The 16,373-nt window shown below is 56.0% G+C and carries 10 protein-coding genes; 7 read left to right on the forward strand and 3 right to left on the reverse strand.

What is annotated here, in order from left to right:
• Positions 1 to 39: 39 nt before the first annotated feature.
• Complete coding sequence (locus OSO_RS0125445) at positions 40 to 1,338, reverse strand: O-acetylhomoserine aminocarboxypropyltransferase/cysteine synthase family protein (protein WP_010585871.1); 1,299 nt, start codon at positions 1,336 to 1,338, stop codon at positions 40 to 42.
• A 546-nt stretch (positions 1,339 to 1,884) separates the two neighbouring features.
• On the opposite strand from OSO_RS0125445, the gene OSO_RS0125455 reads away from it, so the two are divergent.
• From OSO_RS0125455 to OSO_RS0125475, 4 genes are all read left to right on the forward strand, one after another.
• Positions 1,885 to 3,369, forward strand: a complete 1,485-nt coding sequence (locus OSO_RS0125455) for a sensor histidine kinase (RefSeq protein ID WP_010585873.1) — start codon at positions 1,885 to 1,887, stop codon at positions 3,367 to 3,369.
• Positions 3,351 to 4,730, forward strand: coding sequence for a sigma-54-dependent transcriptional regulator (locus OSO_RS0125460; RefSeq protein ID WP_010585874.1), 1,380 nt, complete (start codon positions 3,351 to 3,353; stop codon positions 4,728 to 4,730). The genes OSO_RS0125455 and OSO_RS0125460 overlap by 19 nt, the downstream gene beginning before the upstream one ends.
• A gap of 471 nt (positions 4,731 to 5,201) precedes the next feature.
• Positions 5,202 to 5,648 (forward strand): response regulator, encoded by a 447-nt coding sequence (locus tag OSO_RS0125470; RefSeq protein WP_010585876.1) that lies wholly within the window; start codon positions 5,202 to 5,204, stop codon positions 5,646 to 5,648.
• A 95-nt stretch (positions 5,649 to 5,743) separates the two neighbouring features.
• Positions 5,744 to 7,240, forward strand: coding sequence for a DegQ family serine endoprotease (locus tag OSO_RS0125475; protein ID WP_157605452.1), 1,497 nt, complete (start codon positions 5,744 to 5,746; stop codon positions 7,238 to 7,240).
• Positions 7,241 to 7,616: 376 nt separating this feature from the next.
• Here the strand turns inward: OSO_RS0125475 and OSO_RS0125485 are convergent, their stop codons facing one another.
• Together OSO_RS0125485 and OSO_RS0125490 are read right to left on the reverse strand one after the other, a co-directional pair.
• Positions 7,617 to 8,633 carry a S1C family serine protease gene (locus OSO_RS0125485; protein WP_010585879.1) on the reverse strand — a complete coding sequence of 339 codons (1,017 nt, stop codon included), beginning with the start codon at positions 8,631 to 8,633 and terminating at the stop codon, positions 7,617 to 7,619.
• 238 nt (positions 8,634 to 8,871) lie between these two features.
• Entirely contained in the window at positions 8,872 to 9,162 is a 291-nt protein-coding gene (locus OSO_RS0125490; RefSeq protein WP_050986253.1) for a hypothetical protein, read from the reverse strand.
• Between the two features lie 322 nt (positions 9,163 to 9,484).
• Between OSO_RS0125490 and OSO_RS0125500 the strand changes: the two genes are divergently transcribed.
• From OSO_RS0125500 to OSO_RS0125510, 3 genes are all read left to right on the forward strand, one after another.
• Entirely contained in the window at positions 9,485 to 12,475 is a 2,991-nt protein-coding gene (locus OSO_RS0125500; RefSeq protein ID WP_010585881.1) for a hypothetical protein, read from the forward strand.
• 347 nt (positions 12,476 to 12,822) lie between these two features.
• Complete coding sequence (locus OSO_RS0125505; protein WP_010585882.1) at positions 12,823 to 14,982, forward strand: 3-hydroxyacyl-CoA dehydrogenase NAD-binding domain-containing protein; 2,160 nt, start codon at positions 12,823 to 12,825, stop codon at positions 14,980 to 14,982.
• Between the two features lie 207 nt (positions 14,983 to 15,189).
• The gene (locus OSO_RS0125510) at positions 15,190 to 16,347 is read left to right on the forward strand and encodes a thiolase family protein (protein ID WP_010585883.1); all 1,158 of its coding nucleotides are present in this window, start codon (positions 15,190 to 15,192) and stop codon (positions 16,345 to 16,347) included.
• Positions 16,348 to 16,373 lie beyond the last annotated feature (26 nt).

Raw genomic sequence — 16,373 nt, forward strand, 5'->3', positions numbered from 1 at the left:
GCTTTCACGTTCTTCGCAGACTTCATCGCGCAATCTTACTCAGATGGTATCCAGCGCTTGCTTCAGGTCAGCGATGATGTCCTGAATATCTTCGGTTCCGACGGACAGCCGCAAGAAGTCTGGCGTGACGCCCGTCGCCAGTTGCTCTTCCGGCGTCAGTTGCTGATGCGTTGTGCTGTTCGGGTGGATGATCAGCGACTTGCTGTCTCCCACGTTCGCCAGATGACTGAACAGCTTGACTCCGTTGATCAACTTGATTCCGTTTTCTTTCTGCTGCGTTGGCGTGGCCCCCTTGATGCCGAAGCCAAGAATTGCACCGCAACCGTTCGGCAGATACTTCTTACCCAACGAGTAAGACGGATGATCTTCCAGCCCGGTGTAGTTCACCCAACTGACCTTTGGGTGTGACTTCAAGAAGTTCGCGACGGCGAGTGCATTTTCGCAATGTCGCGGCATCCGCAGGTGCAGTGTTTCCAATCCCTGCAACAATTGGAACGCATTGAAAGGACTCATCGCGGGGCCTAAATCTCGCAGCAATTGCGTGCGTGTCTTCAGGATGTAGGCCAGATTCATCGGACCGAACGTGTCGAAGAACTTCATGCCATGGTAGCTGGGATCAGGCTCGGTCAGCTCAGGGAATTTACCGTTACCCCAGGGGAATCCGCCCTTCTCGATAATGATCCCGCCGATCGAGGTTCCATGACCACCAATAAACTTCGTGCACGAGTGCACAACAACGTCTGCACCCCATTTGAATGGCTGGCACAGAATCGGCGAAGCAAGAGTGTTATCAACGATCAACGGAATTCCAGCATCGTGAGCGATCTTGGCGATCGCTTCGAAGTCAGGAACGTCCACGCGCGGATTGCCAATCGTTTCGAGGTAAATACAACGGGTCTTGTCGTCGATGGCCTTGCGGAAGTTATCCGGATCAGACTGCTGCACAAACTTGGTTTTGATACCAAATTTAGGGAATGTGTAATGGAACAGGTTGTACGTTCCACCATACAGGCTGGTTGCCGAAACAATGTTCTGACCAACCTGCGTGATGTTCAGAATGGCCAGTGATTCTGCGGCTTGCCCCGATGCAACCGCCAAAGCTCCCGAGCCGCCTTCCATCGCCGCGAGTCGCTTTTCAAGCACGTCGCACGTGGGATTCATGATGCGGCTGTAGATATTGCCAAAGGCCTGCAATGCAAACAGGCTTGCCGCATGATCGGTGCTGTCAAATGTGTACGATGTCGTCTGATAGATCGGAACGGCCCGTGAATTCGTCGTGGGATCGGGCACCTGTCCGGCGTGCAGACATTGTGTGGCGAGTTGCATCGGGTCGGTCATAACGGGCTTTCTGTCAATCAAAAAAGAGTCGGGACTTCTGTTTGTATCACGAACGATTCAGATCACCGCGACTGCACATCTGTTGGCTCGTCGCGACAGCTTCCTATTGAAAAAACATTTCCATCCACTTTACCGAACAGTCTTCAAGCTTCTCTGGGCACCACAGTTGTCTGCCAGTCTCGCTTTCTAATCTTCTGGGATCGCGCATTTCGCGAACGGAACACGACCGATAACGGCTCGATGACGGCTCGCGGTCAGTCTGCCACATCCATCAAGGTTGACGAAGACCTGAATGATGTTCGAATTGGCGTGAGAAGCGATGATCGTAAAATCCGGCAAACGAAAACGCAATTGCCCCGACGAAGTCGCTCATTTCCTGAATTGCGCCGCGCGTGTGTTTGCATGAAACGTCAGAATGCACCGCCCTCAATGATCTCGGCGACAGATTGCGGTAGTATCACGGGTCGACGACGCAATGCCATTTCCCATCCCCTTCCGCTACGGGGACAACCCCAATAATCGATTGATTTTGACTGACCGAACACGATGAAACTGACCCTAAAACTCATGTTCGCGATTATCGCCCTGATCATTGTGATGCTGGGTACGGACGCGGTTTTGTCTGTCCAGCGTGAATCCGACTTCCTTCAAAAAGAATTGCAGAACAAGGCATATCGAGTCGGCAATGCCATGAAAGAACTGGTAGCAGATGCCTGGCGCCGCCAGGGGCCCGACGTTGCACTGGCACTCATTCAGGCCGCGAACGAGAGCGAAACGCTGACAATCATTCGCTGGGTCTGGCTCGACGATGCCTCGGGTGATCGCTTCACGCCGCAGGCCCCCGTCGACCGTCTAAAACCGGTGGCACGCGGTGAAGTCGTGGCCATGCACTACCAGGATCGGTCGGGAACCTCGAAACTGCTCACCTACATTAAGGTCAATGTCGGTCAACGCCCGGGTGCTCTTGAACTTGCCGAGCCCCTGAATGTTGTCGATTCGTTTGTTCGGATCTCGATTTACCGCAAGATCGCGCTCGCCGCCATCGTCGTCGGAGCGATCCTGGCGGTGACCCTCCTGCTCGGGATCTGGCTGGTCGGGTGGCCACTGAAACGGTTAACGGACAAAGCGCGACGTGTTGGGGCGGGAGAGCTGACCGGCCCCATCGAACTCCGCGGACGTGATGAACTGTCCGAACTGGCACTGACGCTCAATCAGATGTGCGAACGGCTGGCGGAATCGCAACTTCGCGAACGTAAGGAAACGGAAGCGCGCATCGCGACCATTGAACAACTTCGCCACGCAGATCGCTTGAGGACCGTCGGACAGTTGGCGTCGGGTGTTGCACACGAACTTGGCACGCCTCTCAACGTTGTCACCGGTCGCGCATCGCTGATCACTTCTGGTCGCCTGAATGCCGAAGCAATCGTGGAAAGTGCGGGCATCATCAAGTCGCAGGCGGAGCGGATGACGAACATCATTCGCAAATTGCTGGACTTTTCCCGAACCGGAACATCACATCGAGTGCAGGTGGATCTGATGATGATTGTGCGGGAAACTTCTCAGATCTTGGAACCGCTCAGCCGCAAGCACGGTGTTGAATTGATCGTCGTCGACCATCCGGAATCTCAATCCGCCTGTGTCGATGCAGGACAAATTCAACAGGTTCTGACAAACCTGATCGTCAATGCCATCCAAGCCACGCCCGAATCCGGCCGCGTCACGATCGACGTCACGCGTGAAAGACGACAGCCACCGCCCACTGAAGGGGAGCGAGTGTACGAACGCGATGTCTTTTGTCTCTCCGTTACCGACACCGGCCATGGAATTGCTGACGATGTCCGCCAGCGACTCTTTGAACCGTTCGTGACAACCAAAGATGTGGGGCAGGGAACAGGACTGGGCCTTTCGATCGCGTATGGTATCGTGCATGAACATGGCGGCTGGATCGAAGTCGAATCGGAAGTCGGTCATGGCAGCCGGTTCCAAGTATTCCTGCCAACGGAGAGCGAGTCGTGTCCGGACGAGTCTTGATTGTCGATGACGACCGCAGCATGTGCGAATTGATCGAGGCAGATCTCGCTTCACGCGGCATGGCGTGCCAATGGTTCACATCGGCGGACGAGGCCATTCGCGCCATTCATGAAGGCCAATTCGATGTTATCCTGACCGATCTGCAGATGCCGGGACTGAACGGAATTGCCCTGTGTGAACGGATCGTCGCGAATCGCCCTGATATTCCGGTCGTCGTCATGACGGCATTTGGCAGCCTCGAAACGGCCGTCGCCGCCATCCGCGCCGGGGCCTACGACTTCGTCAGCAAGCCAGTCGAGCTGGATATGCTCGCGCTCACCCTGCAACGAGCCATCCAGCATCGTTCACTGGCCGAACAGGTGCGAGTCCTCAGTGATCGAGTGCAGCAGTCCAATCGGTTCGCGCACCTACTGGGAGAAAGTCCCGTCATGCAGCGGTTGTTCGACGAACTTCGTCGAGTGGCCAATACCGACGCGTCGGTTCTAATCACGGGTGAAAGCGGGACTGGAAAAGAGCTTGTTGCAAAAGCCCTGCACGCACAGAGTCGACGCAAAGGCAAACCGTTCGTCGCGATCAACTGCGCCGCTCTTCCTGAACAACTCTTGGAAAGTGAACTCTTCGGCCACAAGCGCGGCGCCTTCACGGATGCCGTCGCCGATAAGAAAGGCCTGTTTTTGCAGGCGGACGGAGGAACCCTGTTTCTGGATGAGCTCGCGGAATTCCCACTGGCCCTGCAGCCGAAATTGTTGCGTGCCCTCGAAGCGCGCACCGTGCGCCACGTTGGTAGTGAAACCGAACTCGCCTTTGATGTACGCCTCATTGCCGCCACCAATCGCGACCTCGAAACGGCGGTCGAGGAAAAGCGGTTCCGCGAAGACCTGTATTTTCGTATCAATGTCATTCAGATCAAATTGCCGCCCTTGCGTTCGCGGGGAAATGACGTCCTGCTTCTCGCACAGCATTACGTGGAGCAGTTCGCCTCGCAGAACGACAAACAAATTGTGGGCCTGAGCGACGCGACCGCCAAAAAATTGCTCGACTATTCGTGGCCCGGCAACGTGCGAGAACTGCGCAACGCGATTGAACGAGCCGTTGCACTCACTCGGTTCGATCGGATCGCCGTAGATGACCTCCCGGACAAGATTCGGAACTATCGGGGAACTCATTTGGAACTCGCGGGGGATAACCCGTCGGAACTACGTCCGATGGAAGAGATCGAACGGCGATACATTCAACATGTCCTGAACGCCACTCACGGCAACCGGACACAAACAGCACAGATCCTTGGGTTCGATCGAAAAACACTCTATCGCAAGCTGAAACAAATGGGCGAACCGATCGACGTACTCGATAAGAAATGATGCGCCAATCAACGCATCATTTCTTATCGAGTTTGATTCGCTCCAAAAAAGGTTACAGCACCAACGGATTCGTCAGCACCATTCGGTCGATTCAACCGAACGGGCACCCGTCCTTCCGAGACACTTTTGCCTCGGGGCAGATTTCCCCGCCGGGGCAGATTGCCCCACGACTTTGCCCCAAGTCGCCACGACGTTTTCCATTCGCAAAAGTTGCGATCGTCTCGCATCGCAGCATGTTGAAATCACGGGAGCGGGCCCCGCTCAAAGTCGAAAAATGACATAACATTGTGACGGCCAAAGGGCCTGCAACTCGCTTTTCGACAGGCTGATTCAGCTGCGTGGCTCAGGCAAACTTCGCCGAAATCACGCCCGATCCATCAATTCCATTGGCAGGAACGTGATTGGCATCACAGTTGCCTATACCCGCCTCAACGATCCGTTTTTAAGAACGGCAATCGCAGGAGGTTTCGCATGGTAACTCAAAACCTTGAACGTCTGTCCGTAGCGTCCGCCGCCCCCGTGGGGAAATCGTCCGCCGCCAAGCTTCACGTCTTGATCGCGGATGACGATGCCGAGATGCGTTCGTTGCTCGCGTTGGCGCTGACGCATGCCGGGTACAACGTGATGGAATGTCGCGATGGAGAAGAACTGTCCCTGTGTCTGCGTGAATCATCCACCAGCCAAGCCGAACGCGTTGATCTGGTGATTTCGGACGTACGAATGCCCGGACTGACAGGTCTGGGGGTTCTCAAGATTCACGGAGCAAAACCGAGATGTCCGCCCATCATCCTGATGACGGCGTTCGGTGACAAATTGACTCGATTGGAAGCCGAACGAATGGGCGCGGTCGCATTCTTCGACAAACCATTTTGCCTGGATGACCTGATCGCAAAAGTTCGCACGCTCGCACCACCATGAATTGATCAGAACTTTGATGAGCGTTGCGAACTTTCTCTTCCCGTTTTCAGTTAGATATGAAGCAACAATAAGGAGACCTGTTTATGGATACTCAAATGCAAACAAAACCTCGATGGTCATTGCCCGGTAGTGTCGTCACCAGTTCGCTGATCCTGATGGGCGGTATCGGATACATGGCGATGGCCACTCCGCCATCAACCACGCCCGCGCCTTCGGATAGTGCAATCCAAAACCTGCAGCAATCCGGACAGGCCTTCGCCGCGATTGCCAAGAAGCTTTCGCCTGCGGTGGTCTCGCTGAAGGTTGAGAAGAAGGCCGCGAATGAATCAATCGGCGGTCTTCCCGGTGATGATCAGTCGAATCCATTGAATGACGAACTGCTCAAACGGTTCTTCGGTGATCGCATGCCGGAACAATTCCGACAGCGCCAAGCCCCGCAGCAACGGCACGCGGTCGTCGGACAGGGATCGGGCTTTGTCGTGTCATCCGACGGGTACATCCTGACGAACCATCACGTCGTGGGCGACACCACCAAGGTCACGGTCAAGTTCTCGGACGGACGAGAAATGCTCGCGAAGGTCGTTGGGAGCGACGCCCAAAGCGATGTGGCGGTCATCAAGGTCGACGCCACGAATCTGGCCATCGTTCCAATGGGCGACTCGTCGAAGACTGAAGTGGGTGAATGGGTCCTGGCATCCGGAGCTCCGTTCGGACTGACTCAGACCGTGACGGCCGGAATCGTCAGTGCTGTCGGTCGAAATAGCGTTGGTATTACGAACTACGAAAACTTCATTCAGACGGACGCCGCAATCAATCCCGGCAATTCGGGCGGTCCGCTCGTCAACATGCATGGAGAAGTGATTGGGATTAACACCGCAATCTTCAGTCGAAATGGGGGTTCGGTGGGATTGGGCTTTGCAATTCCGATCGATATGGCAAAACAGGTCTACGAACAAATCGTCGAACACGGTTCGGTCGTGCGGGGATACCTGGGCGTCAGAATTCAACCGCTGACGCAAGACCTTGCTGAAAAATTTGGACTGAATGACCATCACGGAATCCTGGTCGGCGAAGTCCAGAAGGGAACACCTGGAGACAAAGCTGGCCTGAAACAGGCGGATGTGATTGTGGAACTGGATGGCAAGAAGATCGAAGAAGCCGCCGCGTTCCGAAATGCGATTGCCATGAAATCGCCTGGATCGAGAGTGAATCTGACGGTCGTTCGCGATGGTCAACGAATCACAGTCCCTGCAACGCTCGACAAGCTGCCCGAAACGGCGAATGTCGTCGCGGAATCGGCAGCCAAACCTGCCAATTCATGGGGATTCTCGGTTCAGACGCTGACACCAGACTTGGCAAAGAAATTCGGTTACAGCCAGGATTCGGGAGTGATTATTACCGAAGTGACGCCGAATTCTCCGGCGGCCGACGCTGGGCTGGAACCAGGCATGCTGGTCCAGCAAGTGAATCGCCGAAGTGTCCACAGTGCTGACGAGTTCAACGACGCGATGCAACAGGATGCGAAATCCATGCTTCTGTTGGTCTCGAACGCACAGGGCTCACGCTTCTTGGTCTTGAAACCGAGTGCGTAACCTGAACATTGCTTAACCGATGGTGACGGTCTCGTCACGGCAATTGCCATGATGAGACCGTCCCGTGACCTCAAACAAAAAGGATGAGCCAGCCCGATCCATTCGAGCTGGCTCATTCTTTTGGCGATTTCCAGCCAACCGTCAGCAAGCAAGAGCAACAGGACAGTGCATCTCTTCAGACCAGAATACGTCCGACACCACCGTTTTCGGTTCGCCCGGCATCTTCACGATCCAGACGACAATCGAAGAAATTTTCCTGACCTCCGTGTGATCAGTGATGAAATCGAATTTTCTCAGAGAGGTACCTCAGAGCGAAGTCGCTCACCACTGAACCACGGAGCAGGCGGACCACTTGGGAATCGAAAAGTCCCTGCGATCAGTGCTGGACAAGTGCGATTTGCGTCATTTGACCATCGCGGACAATCGAAAACTCAAGCGACGTTTCCACTGGCATTCTCGACAGGAAGCGATGAACGTCGTCGACGTTAGAAACAATCCGATCGTTGATCGCAACGATCAAATCACCCTGTCGAATCCCATTGCGATACGCCACACCGCGTGAATCGATCTCCATCACCTGCACCGCCAAGTTCGAAATCAGGTCCAGCTCAACTACGACCGACCGTGGCAGTTGCACCACCGCTGCCGAGATTCCAAGCTGCCGCCGACGGACCTGCCCATGTCGCAGAAATTCCGCCGTCACCCATTGCACTGTATTGCTGGGAACGGCAAACCCGATTCCTTGGGCAAACGCAATGATCGCGGTGTTGACGCCAACTACGCGCCCACGCGAATCGACCAGTGGGCCGCCCGAATTCCCTGGATTGATGGGTGCGGCATGCTGGATGATGTTGTCGATCAATCGGCCGTCACCGGCCCGCATGCTGCGCCCCATCCCGCTGACCACTCCGGTCGACACGGTCGACTGCAGTCCCAACGGGCTGCCCATCGCAATGACAAGCTGACCAACTCGCAGCAGTTGTGAATCGCCGAGCGGTACGTAGGGCAGGTCCCGACCGGCCAGCCGCAGCAGGGCCAGGTCCGTCGAGGGATCGTCACCGACGACGTCGCAAGCCAGCCGATCTCCATCCGTTGTGAGTGCCACGAGCGATGTTCGCCCTCCCACAACGTGACTGTTGGTCACGGCAAATCCATCGGGAGTAATGATGAATCCCGATCCTTGTCCACCCTCGCGCTCACCACTTCGTCCAGTCACCGAAATCACGGCGGGCGTGACCGTATCGACCACATTCATCACGGCGCGGGAATACGCGTCCAATAAATCAGTGTCTTCATTCGGCGGCGAAGATCGCTTCTGTGTTGGCTGCGACGAGTCTCCGACGGCGTCGTCACCTGCGGCCAGCGGCCAATAATCCTCAATTCGTTCTGACATTTTTGGCTCCTCAGCACCGCCGTGCAATTTCGGCGGCGTCCATTTGACACGTTCGGGTCTTTACCGAAGCGTAGGCGCGTGTCCGGTGAACGTCCACGGGCTGAGGAATAGGAAAGAGCGGTTGGACCGAGCCCCGTCGTCGAGCTCGCACCTGGATGCACTCGTCGCAGGCAGGCCAACGATTCTATACGCGGCGCTCAAGAATCGATCAGGGAAAACAACATTCGGCAGGCGTCGATCAGTCTTCGAGCTGCTGCCGGAGTGCATCTCGCTCACGGCGGGTCACCTCGAGATCGAACATCAAGTACTTGATATCCAGTCGAAGCTGCGAAAGCGCTTCTTGCACGAGAACCAGGATCCGATGTCGACGACGAACAGAATCGACAATCTTCTGGAAGGCGACTTCCAACTCGGCGCGTCCCGGCCCCTGTGACGCCAGAATCAACTGCCCCAATTCGGCAAGTTCCGAAGGAATGCCGTCCACAGTGGATTCGGTGTCAGTCGTTGGAAAACGAAGGTTTTGGCTCACGAACAGATCCTTCAGGCCCGGCAAGGCTGCACAGAAACGTCGACGTCCTTAATTGTGCTGTGCCTCCTGACCATTCACAACGCAAAACTTAAACGATTGACGCAATGCACTTTAGAACAAAGACTAGGCTTCGACCTGAACATGCGTGACGGGTCGCGAGCCAGTGTGTTTCGCCTAGGCAAATTCTGTGAAGTCCATTACATTCAACGACTTACTACAACAACAGCATCTTGTTTCGACAGACATTTCCAACCAATCTGCACATAGTTCACGTTCTTGAACGCGAATCGCAATCGAGCGGAAATTTCTGAAAATTCGGTCAATGCCTGTTCCGATTGAATCAATCATTCCAACTCCATCGATCAATACGATGATGCAGACGGTGACGAACGTAACGGCCAGATTGCTGCTGTGGATGACGATCGTCGCCGCCGCCTTGATCGGTTACGTCGTTTCGCCAATCAATGTCGCGGCGGAAGATTTCGTTTCGGAATTCGAAAGTCCCGAGACATCCTGGAAAGTCTTCCTACGACTCAATGAATGCGGCATACGAGTTCATGATCGCCGCCGTGGGGCAGGCCGGGTCGGTGGCGCGGAAGTCCTGAAACTGAGATCCTCGCGTGAGAACTCGCCAATTCGACTCGAACATGTCGTGCCGAGCGCCACAGTCCTTGATGAACTCGAGGCGTCGCTCTGGGTCAAATCGAATCATCACGGGTTTGCCTTGGAAATGCGGGTCACAATCCCCGAAGTGCTGAATCCCGATACCAACGAGCCACTCCAGTTTTCGGTTATGGGTGACAAATATGAGAACACGGACCAGTGGCAGTTGCTCAAGTGCCGTACGCTGACCCGTTTGGTCGATGAACAATTGCGCGTGTTGCGTGCCAATGCACGAAGACGTGTTTCGATCAACCCGAAAGTGATGTTCGTCGACCGCGTCGTCATCAGCGGACAGTTACCCCCCGAGGACACCGAGCTGATCCTTGATGGTCTGACACTGACACCGCTTGTCCGGTACCAGCCTCTTGAGATTGAAGTCCGGTCCGATGCGGTTCGTCCGGCAAGCCAGTCGATCGTCACGACGAGTCCCAATAATTCTCAGCCGATTGTCCCAGTAAAATTTAATCTGCATCAACTGTCCGTAAATGACCGTCCGATCGTGCCGCGAATTGTGAATCGCAACGGCGAAAATCCCAGCGTCTTTGCCTCAGCGGGAATGAACGTCGTCTGGGTTCCCAATTTTGAAGACACTTCGGTCACAGATGCCTTGCGACAGCACGGATTGTGGGCGACCGCCGCCCCGCCGTATGCGACAGGAACCGATGGCGAACTGCTCGATTCAGAAGACGCCAGCCTGTTGCCGTTTCAGAACAACACGAAAAACATTCTGTTCTGGATGCTGGGACCCCGTATCTCGGCAGAGACGCGACCTCGCTTACCAAGCTCGACGAAGCAGATTCGAAACGCAGATCGCCGCTTCAATCAGCGTCCGATCGCCGCCGACGTTATCGAAAACGAACGACCATACTCGCGTTACGTCGACATGGTTGGAATCAGTCGACACGTCGTCGGCACCAGCACTTCGTTCATCGAATACCTCGAGTTTTTGATTCAACGCCGTGACCTCGCATGGCCCGACACGTTCTGTTGGACCTGGATTCAAACGGAGCTCAGTCCGTCTCTGACGGACATGTCGCGGAAAATCGAATCGTCGCCGATGATGGAACCCGAACAGATTCGATCGCAGGTGTATGCCGCCCTGGCCGCCGGATTCCGGGGAGTCGGCTACTGGACCTCGATACCGCTGGACGACCCGAGTCCCGCCGCGCATGAACGGCTGCTCGCCATAACGCAATTGAATCTGGAACTTGAACTGTTCGAATCGTGGTTGTCGTCTAGCGGCACTCCGCAACTCGTACCATTCAATGTCGACCTTGTGCGAAGCGATGGTATCAACCAAGCCGGTCGCACGTCGCGAACAGAATCGACCCGCACCGTACGGACGGGAGCCAAGGGTATAACCAAGCATCAGAAGGTCCTTCAGGCCGCCCTGATCCAGTCGGAACATGGCGCTCTCCTGTTGCCGATGTGGATGGACGAATATGGCCAGTTCGTTCCCGGATCAATGTTTGCACGCGACGTGTCAATCATTGTTCCTGTCGCGAGTGAAACCACGTCTGCCTGGGAGGTTACCACGACAGGTCCGCTTCGCTGTCTCGACCGCAAACGTGCCGCTGGGGGGGTGCAGATTACGCTACCACGGCTCGATCAAACGGCCGCCATTCTGATCACCTCAGACCCATCAATGGTCGAGGCGCTGAACCAGAAAATTGCCGACATACAAGAACGCAGTGCCCAAGTCTCTGTCGAGCTCGCCAAACGAAAGCTGGAACGAATCTTCCAGGTCGATCAGGCACTACAGAGCCTTGGCGTCGGTCGACCGAATGCCAGCTTGCTCTTGGGGGATGCCAAGCTGCAACTGGATCGCGCCGAATCGGCCTTGCGCTCACAGCACTATGCAGAAGCCAGATTGGGAGCCGGTGAAGCACTACAGTTGGGACGTTCGCTGCAACGATCGCATTGGGAATATGCGGTTCGTCAACTCCCCAATTTTACGTCCACCCCCTGGATCGCCTCGTTCCAATCATTGCCCGAGCATTGGAAGCTGATGAACGCGCTGGAGAAATTGGCCCCCGAGGACTCGCAGACGAATCTTCTTCCCTCGGGTGAATTTGAAGACCGTGGCACACTGATCGCCTCGCATTGGACACCCGAGCAGGTCAAGCTGGATTCGGTTGAATCCATTGCGGAATTGCACCCTACCGCGAAACAGGGAAGCAACAGCCTTCGATTGTCAGCGATGCCCATTCTGGGTGAACTACCGCCGCAGGGAATCGCCAAACCATTCGTCTCAATTGTCTCTCCAGGAATCGGAGTTCACACCAATCAAGTGGTCCGAATCACAGGCTGGGCCAAAGTTCCCAATCCCATTACGGGCAGCATCGATGGAGCGATGATCTATGACAATTTGCTGGGAAAACCAGGCGCGGTTCGTCTGAAGGCCGCTCAAGACTGGCAGCGTTTCGAACTGATCCGACCGGTTCCCGAAAGCCAGGACGTCACGATCACGATCGCACTGCACGGACTTGGTGAAGTTCTGGTGGATGATCTCAGGGTCACCGCCGTCGATCTGGAATACGCCGTCGCACAACCGACACCTAGCAAATCGGCCGTGACGCCGAGCAAGTATTCCACGTTCGAGAGTATCCGGCGCTTGAATCCTCTGAATCCTCTACCTAAGCGTCGCTGAACACTCTCGGATCAGTGCATCCTTTGATGGAAACGCGTTGAAGGATTTGCCGGAGATGCTTGTGTGCCACTGGCCAGAGTAGAATTTGGTTGAACTTATGGGGCCTGAAAACGAGGGGAGTTTCTCTTCGTCACGCCCCCCGATGCGCGATTGAATCAGAAGGGCGGTAACGCTTCACCGTTCGTCTAAAATAGTCACGCGACAGCTCAGGTTTGGTGCCTCCAATAGGTCACCGTCTGTGGCCAATTCGACGCCGATCGAGCGTGCTCCTTCCCACCACGCACTTTGATCGTCAAAATGAAATTGTCTCTTTCTTACCGACTGGCAAAACTTGGGAACGTAATACGATGACCGTCGCGCCCACCGTCCGGCTTTCATTCCCTGTGGCAGAGATTGCACTGATCACGTTCGATGATCCTAGTAAAGGAGCGAACATTCTCTCGCGAAGTGTGATGGACGAGTTCTCCACGCACCTCGACACGCTCGCCCAGCGAAAGGACTTGATCGGCCTGGTGATCTCTTCCGCCAAACCGGGCGTCTTCATTGCCGGTGCCGACATTCGCGAGTTCGTCGAGAATGCTGGAAAGCCCAAGTCGGAAACGGTGGCCATGTCCAGCCATGGTCGTGAATTGTTTGAGCGGATCGGCGAGCTGCCATTCCCCAGCGTCGCCGCGATCCATGGAGTTTGCGTCGGCGGAGGCGCCGAGTTGGCTGTCTGGTGCGACCGCCGTCTCGCCACCAATGACCCCAAAACCCAGATCGGCTTCCCGGAAGTGAAGCTCGGAATTTTCCCTGGCTGGGGTGGTACTGCCCGCGTCCCGCGCATGATCGGACTTGGCAATGCCGTCGAACTTATCACCGGCGGCGAATCGATCGGAGGTCAGGCCGCCGTACGGATGGGGCTTGTGACCGATCTGGTTCCCGCCGCCAGCTTGCTCGATTCGGCAATCGCCCTCGTCCGTGCGGAACATCAATCAGGCGACTACCTCCGCGATCGCGAGCGTTGGAAACAGCCGATCAAGACAAATCCGACTGAACTGGTGTTCCTCGAGGCGACTGCAACCGCCATGATCCAGCAGCAAACCAAGGGACAGTATCCGGCACCACTCGCGGCACTCAAGTTGATGCTAGCCACCTCACAGCTCGATTCCAGTGCGGCTGGCCAGCGCGAGGCCGAGGCCGTGGCCGAGCTCTTCGGTTCCCCGGTCAGTCGTGCTCTAATCAACGTCTTTTTCCTGACGGATCACAACAAGAAGGATCTTGGAATCGACAATCGTTCCGTGAAGCCGTCACCGCTTCAAAGCGTGGGTGTCATCGGCGCGGGGATTATGGGCTCTGGAATTGCCGCGGCCTGCCTGAAACGAGGTCTGTCTGTCTCGTTGACGGATGCCAGACCCGAGTCGCTGACCGCTGGCGTCCGACTGGCCATCGAAGAAGCCTCGTTTGACAAGGCGACGAAGGGACCAACTGCGGAACGCATTCTGAATCTTGCCCCGCATATGCACGAAGTCGTCGACGACAGTGATTTCTCGCGCTGTGATCTGGTAATCGAAGCCATCGTCGAGAACGAATCGGTCAAGCGCGAACTGCATACCCGCATCGAAGCTCTGCTTCCCGAAACGGCCTTCCTGGCCTCCAATACTTCGGCCATCTCGATCGGTCGGCTTGCGGAACATCTGAAGCGGCCCGAACGATTCTGCGGGATTCACTTCTTCAATCCCGTCCGCAAGATGCCACTGGTCGAAGTGATTCGCGGGCCCAAAACCAGCGATGAGACGGTGGCGACCGCCGTCGCGTTCGCAAAGGGATTGGGTAAGAATCCGATTGTCGTTGCGGATGGTCCGGGCTTCCTCGTGAACCGGTTGCTATTCCCGTATATGAACGAAACGTACAACCTGCTGACGTCTGGCGTCCCGATCAAAGCGATCGATGGTGCAGCACGTGCCTTCGGAATGCCAATGGGCCCCGTGACGCTAAGCGATGTCGTTGGACTCGATACGGCCCTGTTCGCCGGACGAGTCATGGCGGAAGCATTCCCCGACCGCTTCCTCTCGTCGCCACTGTTGGAATCGCTCGTCAAAGCTGGACGTCTGGGACAAAAGTCCGGCGCGGGCTTTTTCGCATACAAGAACAAATCGGACCGCGGTGAACCTGATCCCGCCTTCGATGCAATCCATGCCCCATTCGTTACTGCCGCCCCGGTCCCCGATGCGCAAACGCTGACGCTGCGACTTTTCCTGCCCATGGTTCTCGAAGCCACTCGCGTACTCCAAGAACAGAAAGTTCGCGATCCTCGTGACGTCGACCTGGGTCTGATCTTCGGCATCGGATTCCCTCCATTCAAGGGTGGCCTCTTGTTCTGGGCCGATACGATTGGAGCCACCAAGATTGTGGAATTGCTGAAACCGTTCGAAGCACTCGGTGAACGATTCCATCCGACACCTCTCCTGCTCGAACTGGCCGCCTCGGGACGCAAGTTCTACGACCTGATCAAAACGACGCCGTGAACCAGGCAATTCAGGGCTACATCCGCCTGCCCGAAACGGCTCAAGCCCAAACGTCGAGGGTTCTTGCAAACCCTGGACCGCTAAGGCCTTGAGCTCGTCGGCCAGCCATCAATCACTCGACATTGAGTCTGCTCGTAGAATTGGTCAGATGCAGACATTCGAAATACAGCATCCAAATATTGCGCCATCGAGCGCGGGGGTATTGAGATGAGTGAAGCAGTCATCGTCGACGCCGTTCGAACGCCTGTCGGACGAGCTCACAAGGATAAGGGAGTCTTCCGCGATGTGCGCAGCGACGACCTCGCTGTGACCGTCGTGCAGGCATTGCTCGATCGAACCGGAATCGACCCCGCCGTCATCGAAGACGTCGTGCTGGGAAACACTCAGCAGCAAGGCGAACAAGGTTTCAACGTTGCTCGCAACGTGGCACTGATGGCCGGTCTTCCGTTCACGTCGGGTGGCACAACGGTCAACCGCTTATGTGGCTCCAGCCTGCAGGCGCTCGCTCAGGCCGGCCACGCGGCAACCGCCGGCGCGGAAGATGTTCAGATCGTTGGCGGTCTTGAGCACATGCTGCACATTCCGATGACCAAAGATATCGATATCAATCCCAAGCTTTTCGCCCGCACGTCAGCGGGAGCGTTGAACATGGGTGTGACGGCCGAGTTCCTCGCGCAATCGATGAAAATCTCACGCGAAGACCAGGATGCATTCGCCGTTCGCAGCCATCAGCGCGCGGCCGCCGCGCATGCCAATGGCGAATTTCTCAAAGAGATCATTCCCGTCTACGGGCGCGACGAATCGGGCAACCGGGCGTTGATCACAATCGATCAATGCGTTCGTGCCGACTGCAGCATGGAAAGCCTGGCATCACTGAAGCCGGCGTTCATGCCTGCAGGTGGAACCGTCACCGCCGGAAATAGCTCACCGCTCAATGACGGCGCCGCCGCACTCTTGTTGATGAGCCGCGATCGCGCAGACGAACTCGGTCTGAAGCCGTTGGTCAAGATTCGCGCGTCGGCAATCTGCGGTGTCGAACCGTGCAGCATGGGAACAGGCCCCGTACCCGCAACGAAAAAGGCGTTGAAGCGTGCGGGCGTGTCACTCGCCGATATCGATTTGATCGAACTCAACGAAGCGTTCGCCGCTCAGGCATTGGCCTGCATGCGCCTCTTGAAAATGGACGAGAGCCGAATCAACGTCCGGGGTGGCTCATTGGCCATCGGACATCCGCTAGGCGCGAGCGGTGCCAGGATTGCCACAACCCTGATTCATAACATGATTGACCGAAAGGCCAACTTGGGCCTTGCAACAATGTGCATCGGGGTAGGGCAGGGGATCGCCGTCATCTTCGAACGAATCTGAAATCAACCAGGTGCATCGACTTGTGT

The organism is Schlesneria paludicola DSM 18645 (genome assembly GCF_000255655.1).
Lineage (GTDB): Bacteria > Planctomycetota > Planctomycetia > Planctomycetales > Planctomycetaceae > Schlesneria > Schlesneria paludicola.

What these genes read in the sequence shown, in the direction of transcription:
- OSO_RS0125505 (WP_010585882.1), top strand. Translation starts at nt 12,823, where the DNA reads ATGACCGTCGCGCCCACCGTCCGGCTTTCATTCCCTGTGGCAGAGATT.
- OSO_RS0125455 (WP_010585873.1), top strand. Translation starts at nt 1,885, where the DNA reads ATGAAACTGACCCTAAAACTCATGTTCGCGATTATCGCCCTGATCATT.
- OSO_RS0125475 (WP_157605452.1), top strand. Translation starts at nt 5,744, where the DNA reads ATGCAAACAAAACCTCGATGGTCATTGCCCGGTAGTGTCGTCACCAGT.
- OSO_RS0125510 (WP_010585883.1), top strand. Translation starts at nt 15,190, where the DNA reads ATGAGTGAAGCAGTCATCGTCGACGCCGTTCGAACGCCTGTCGGACGA.
- OSO_RS0125485 (WP_010585879.1), bottom strand. Translation starts at nt 8,633, where the DNA reads ATGTCAGAACGAATTGAGGATTATTGGCCGCTGGCCGCAGGTGACGAC.
- OSO_RS0125500 (WP_010585881.1), top strand. Translation starts at nt 9,485, where the DNA reads ATGCCTGTTCCGATTGAATCAATCATTCCAACTCCATCGATCAATACG.
- OSO_RS0125445 (WP_010585871.1), bottom strand. Translation starts at nt 1,338, where the DNA reads ATGACCGACCCGATGCAACTCGCCACACAATGTCTGCACGCCGGACAG.
- OSO_RS0125470 (WP_010585876.1), top strand. Translation starts at nt 5,202, where the DNA reads ATGGTAACTCAAAACCTTGAACGTCTGTCCGTAGCGTCCGCCGCCCCC.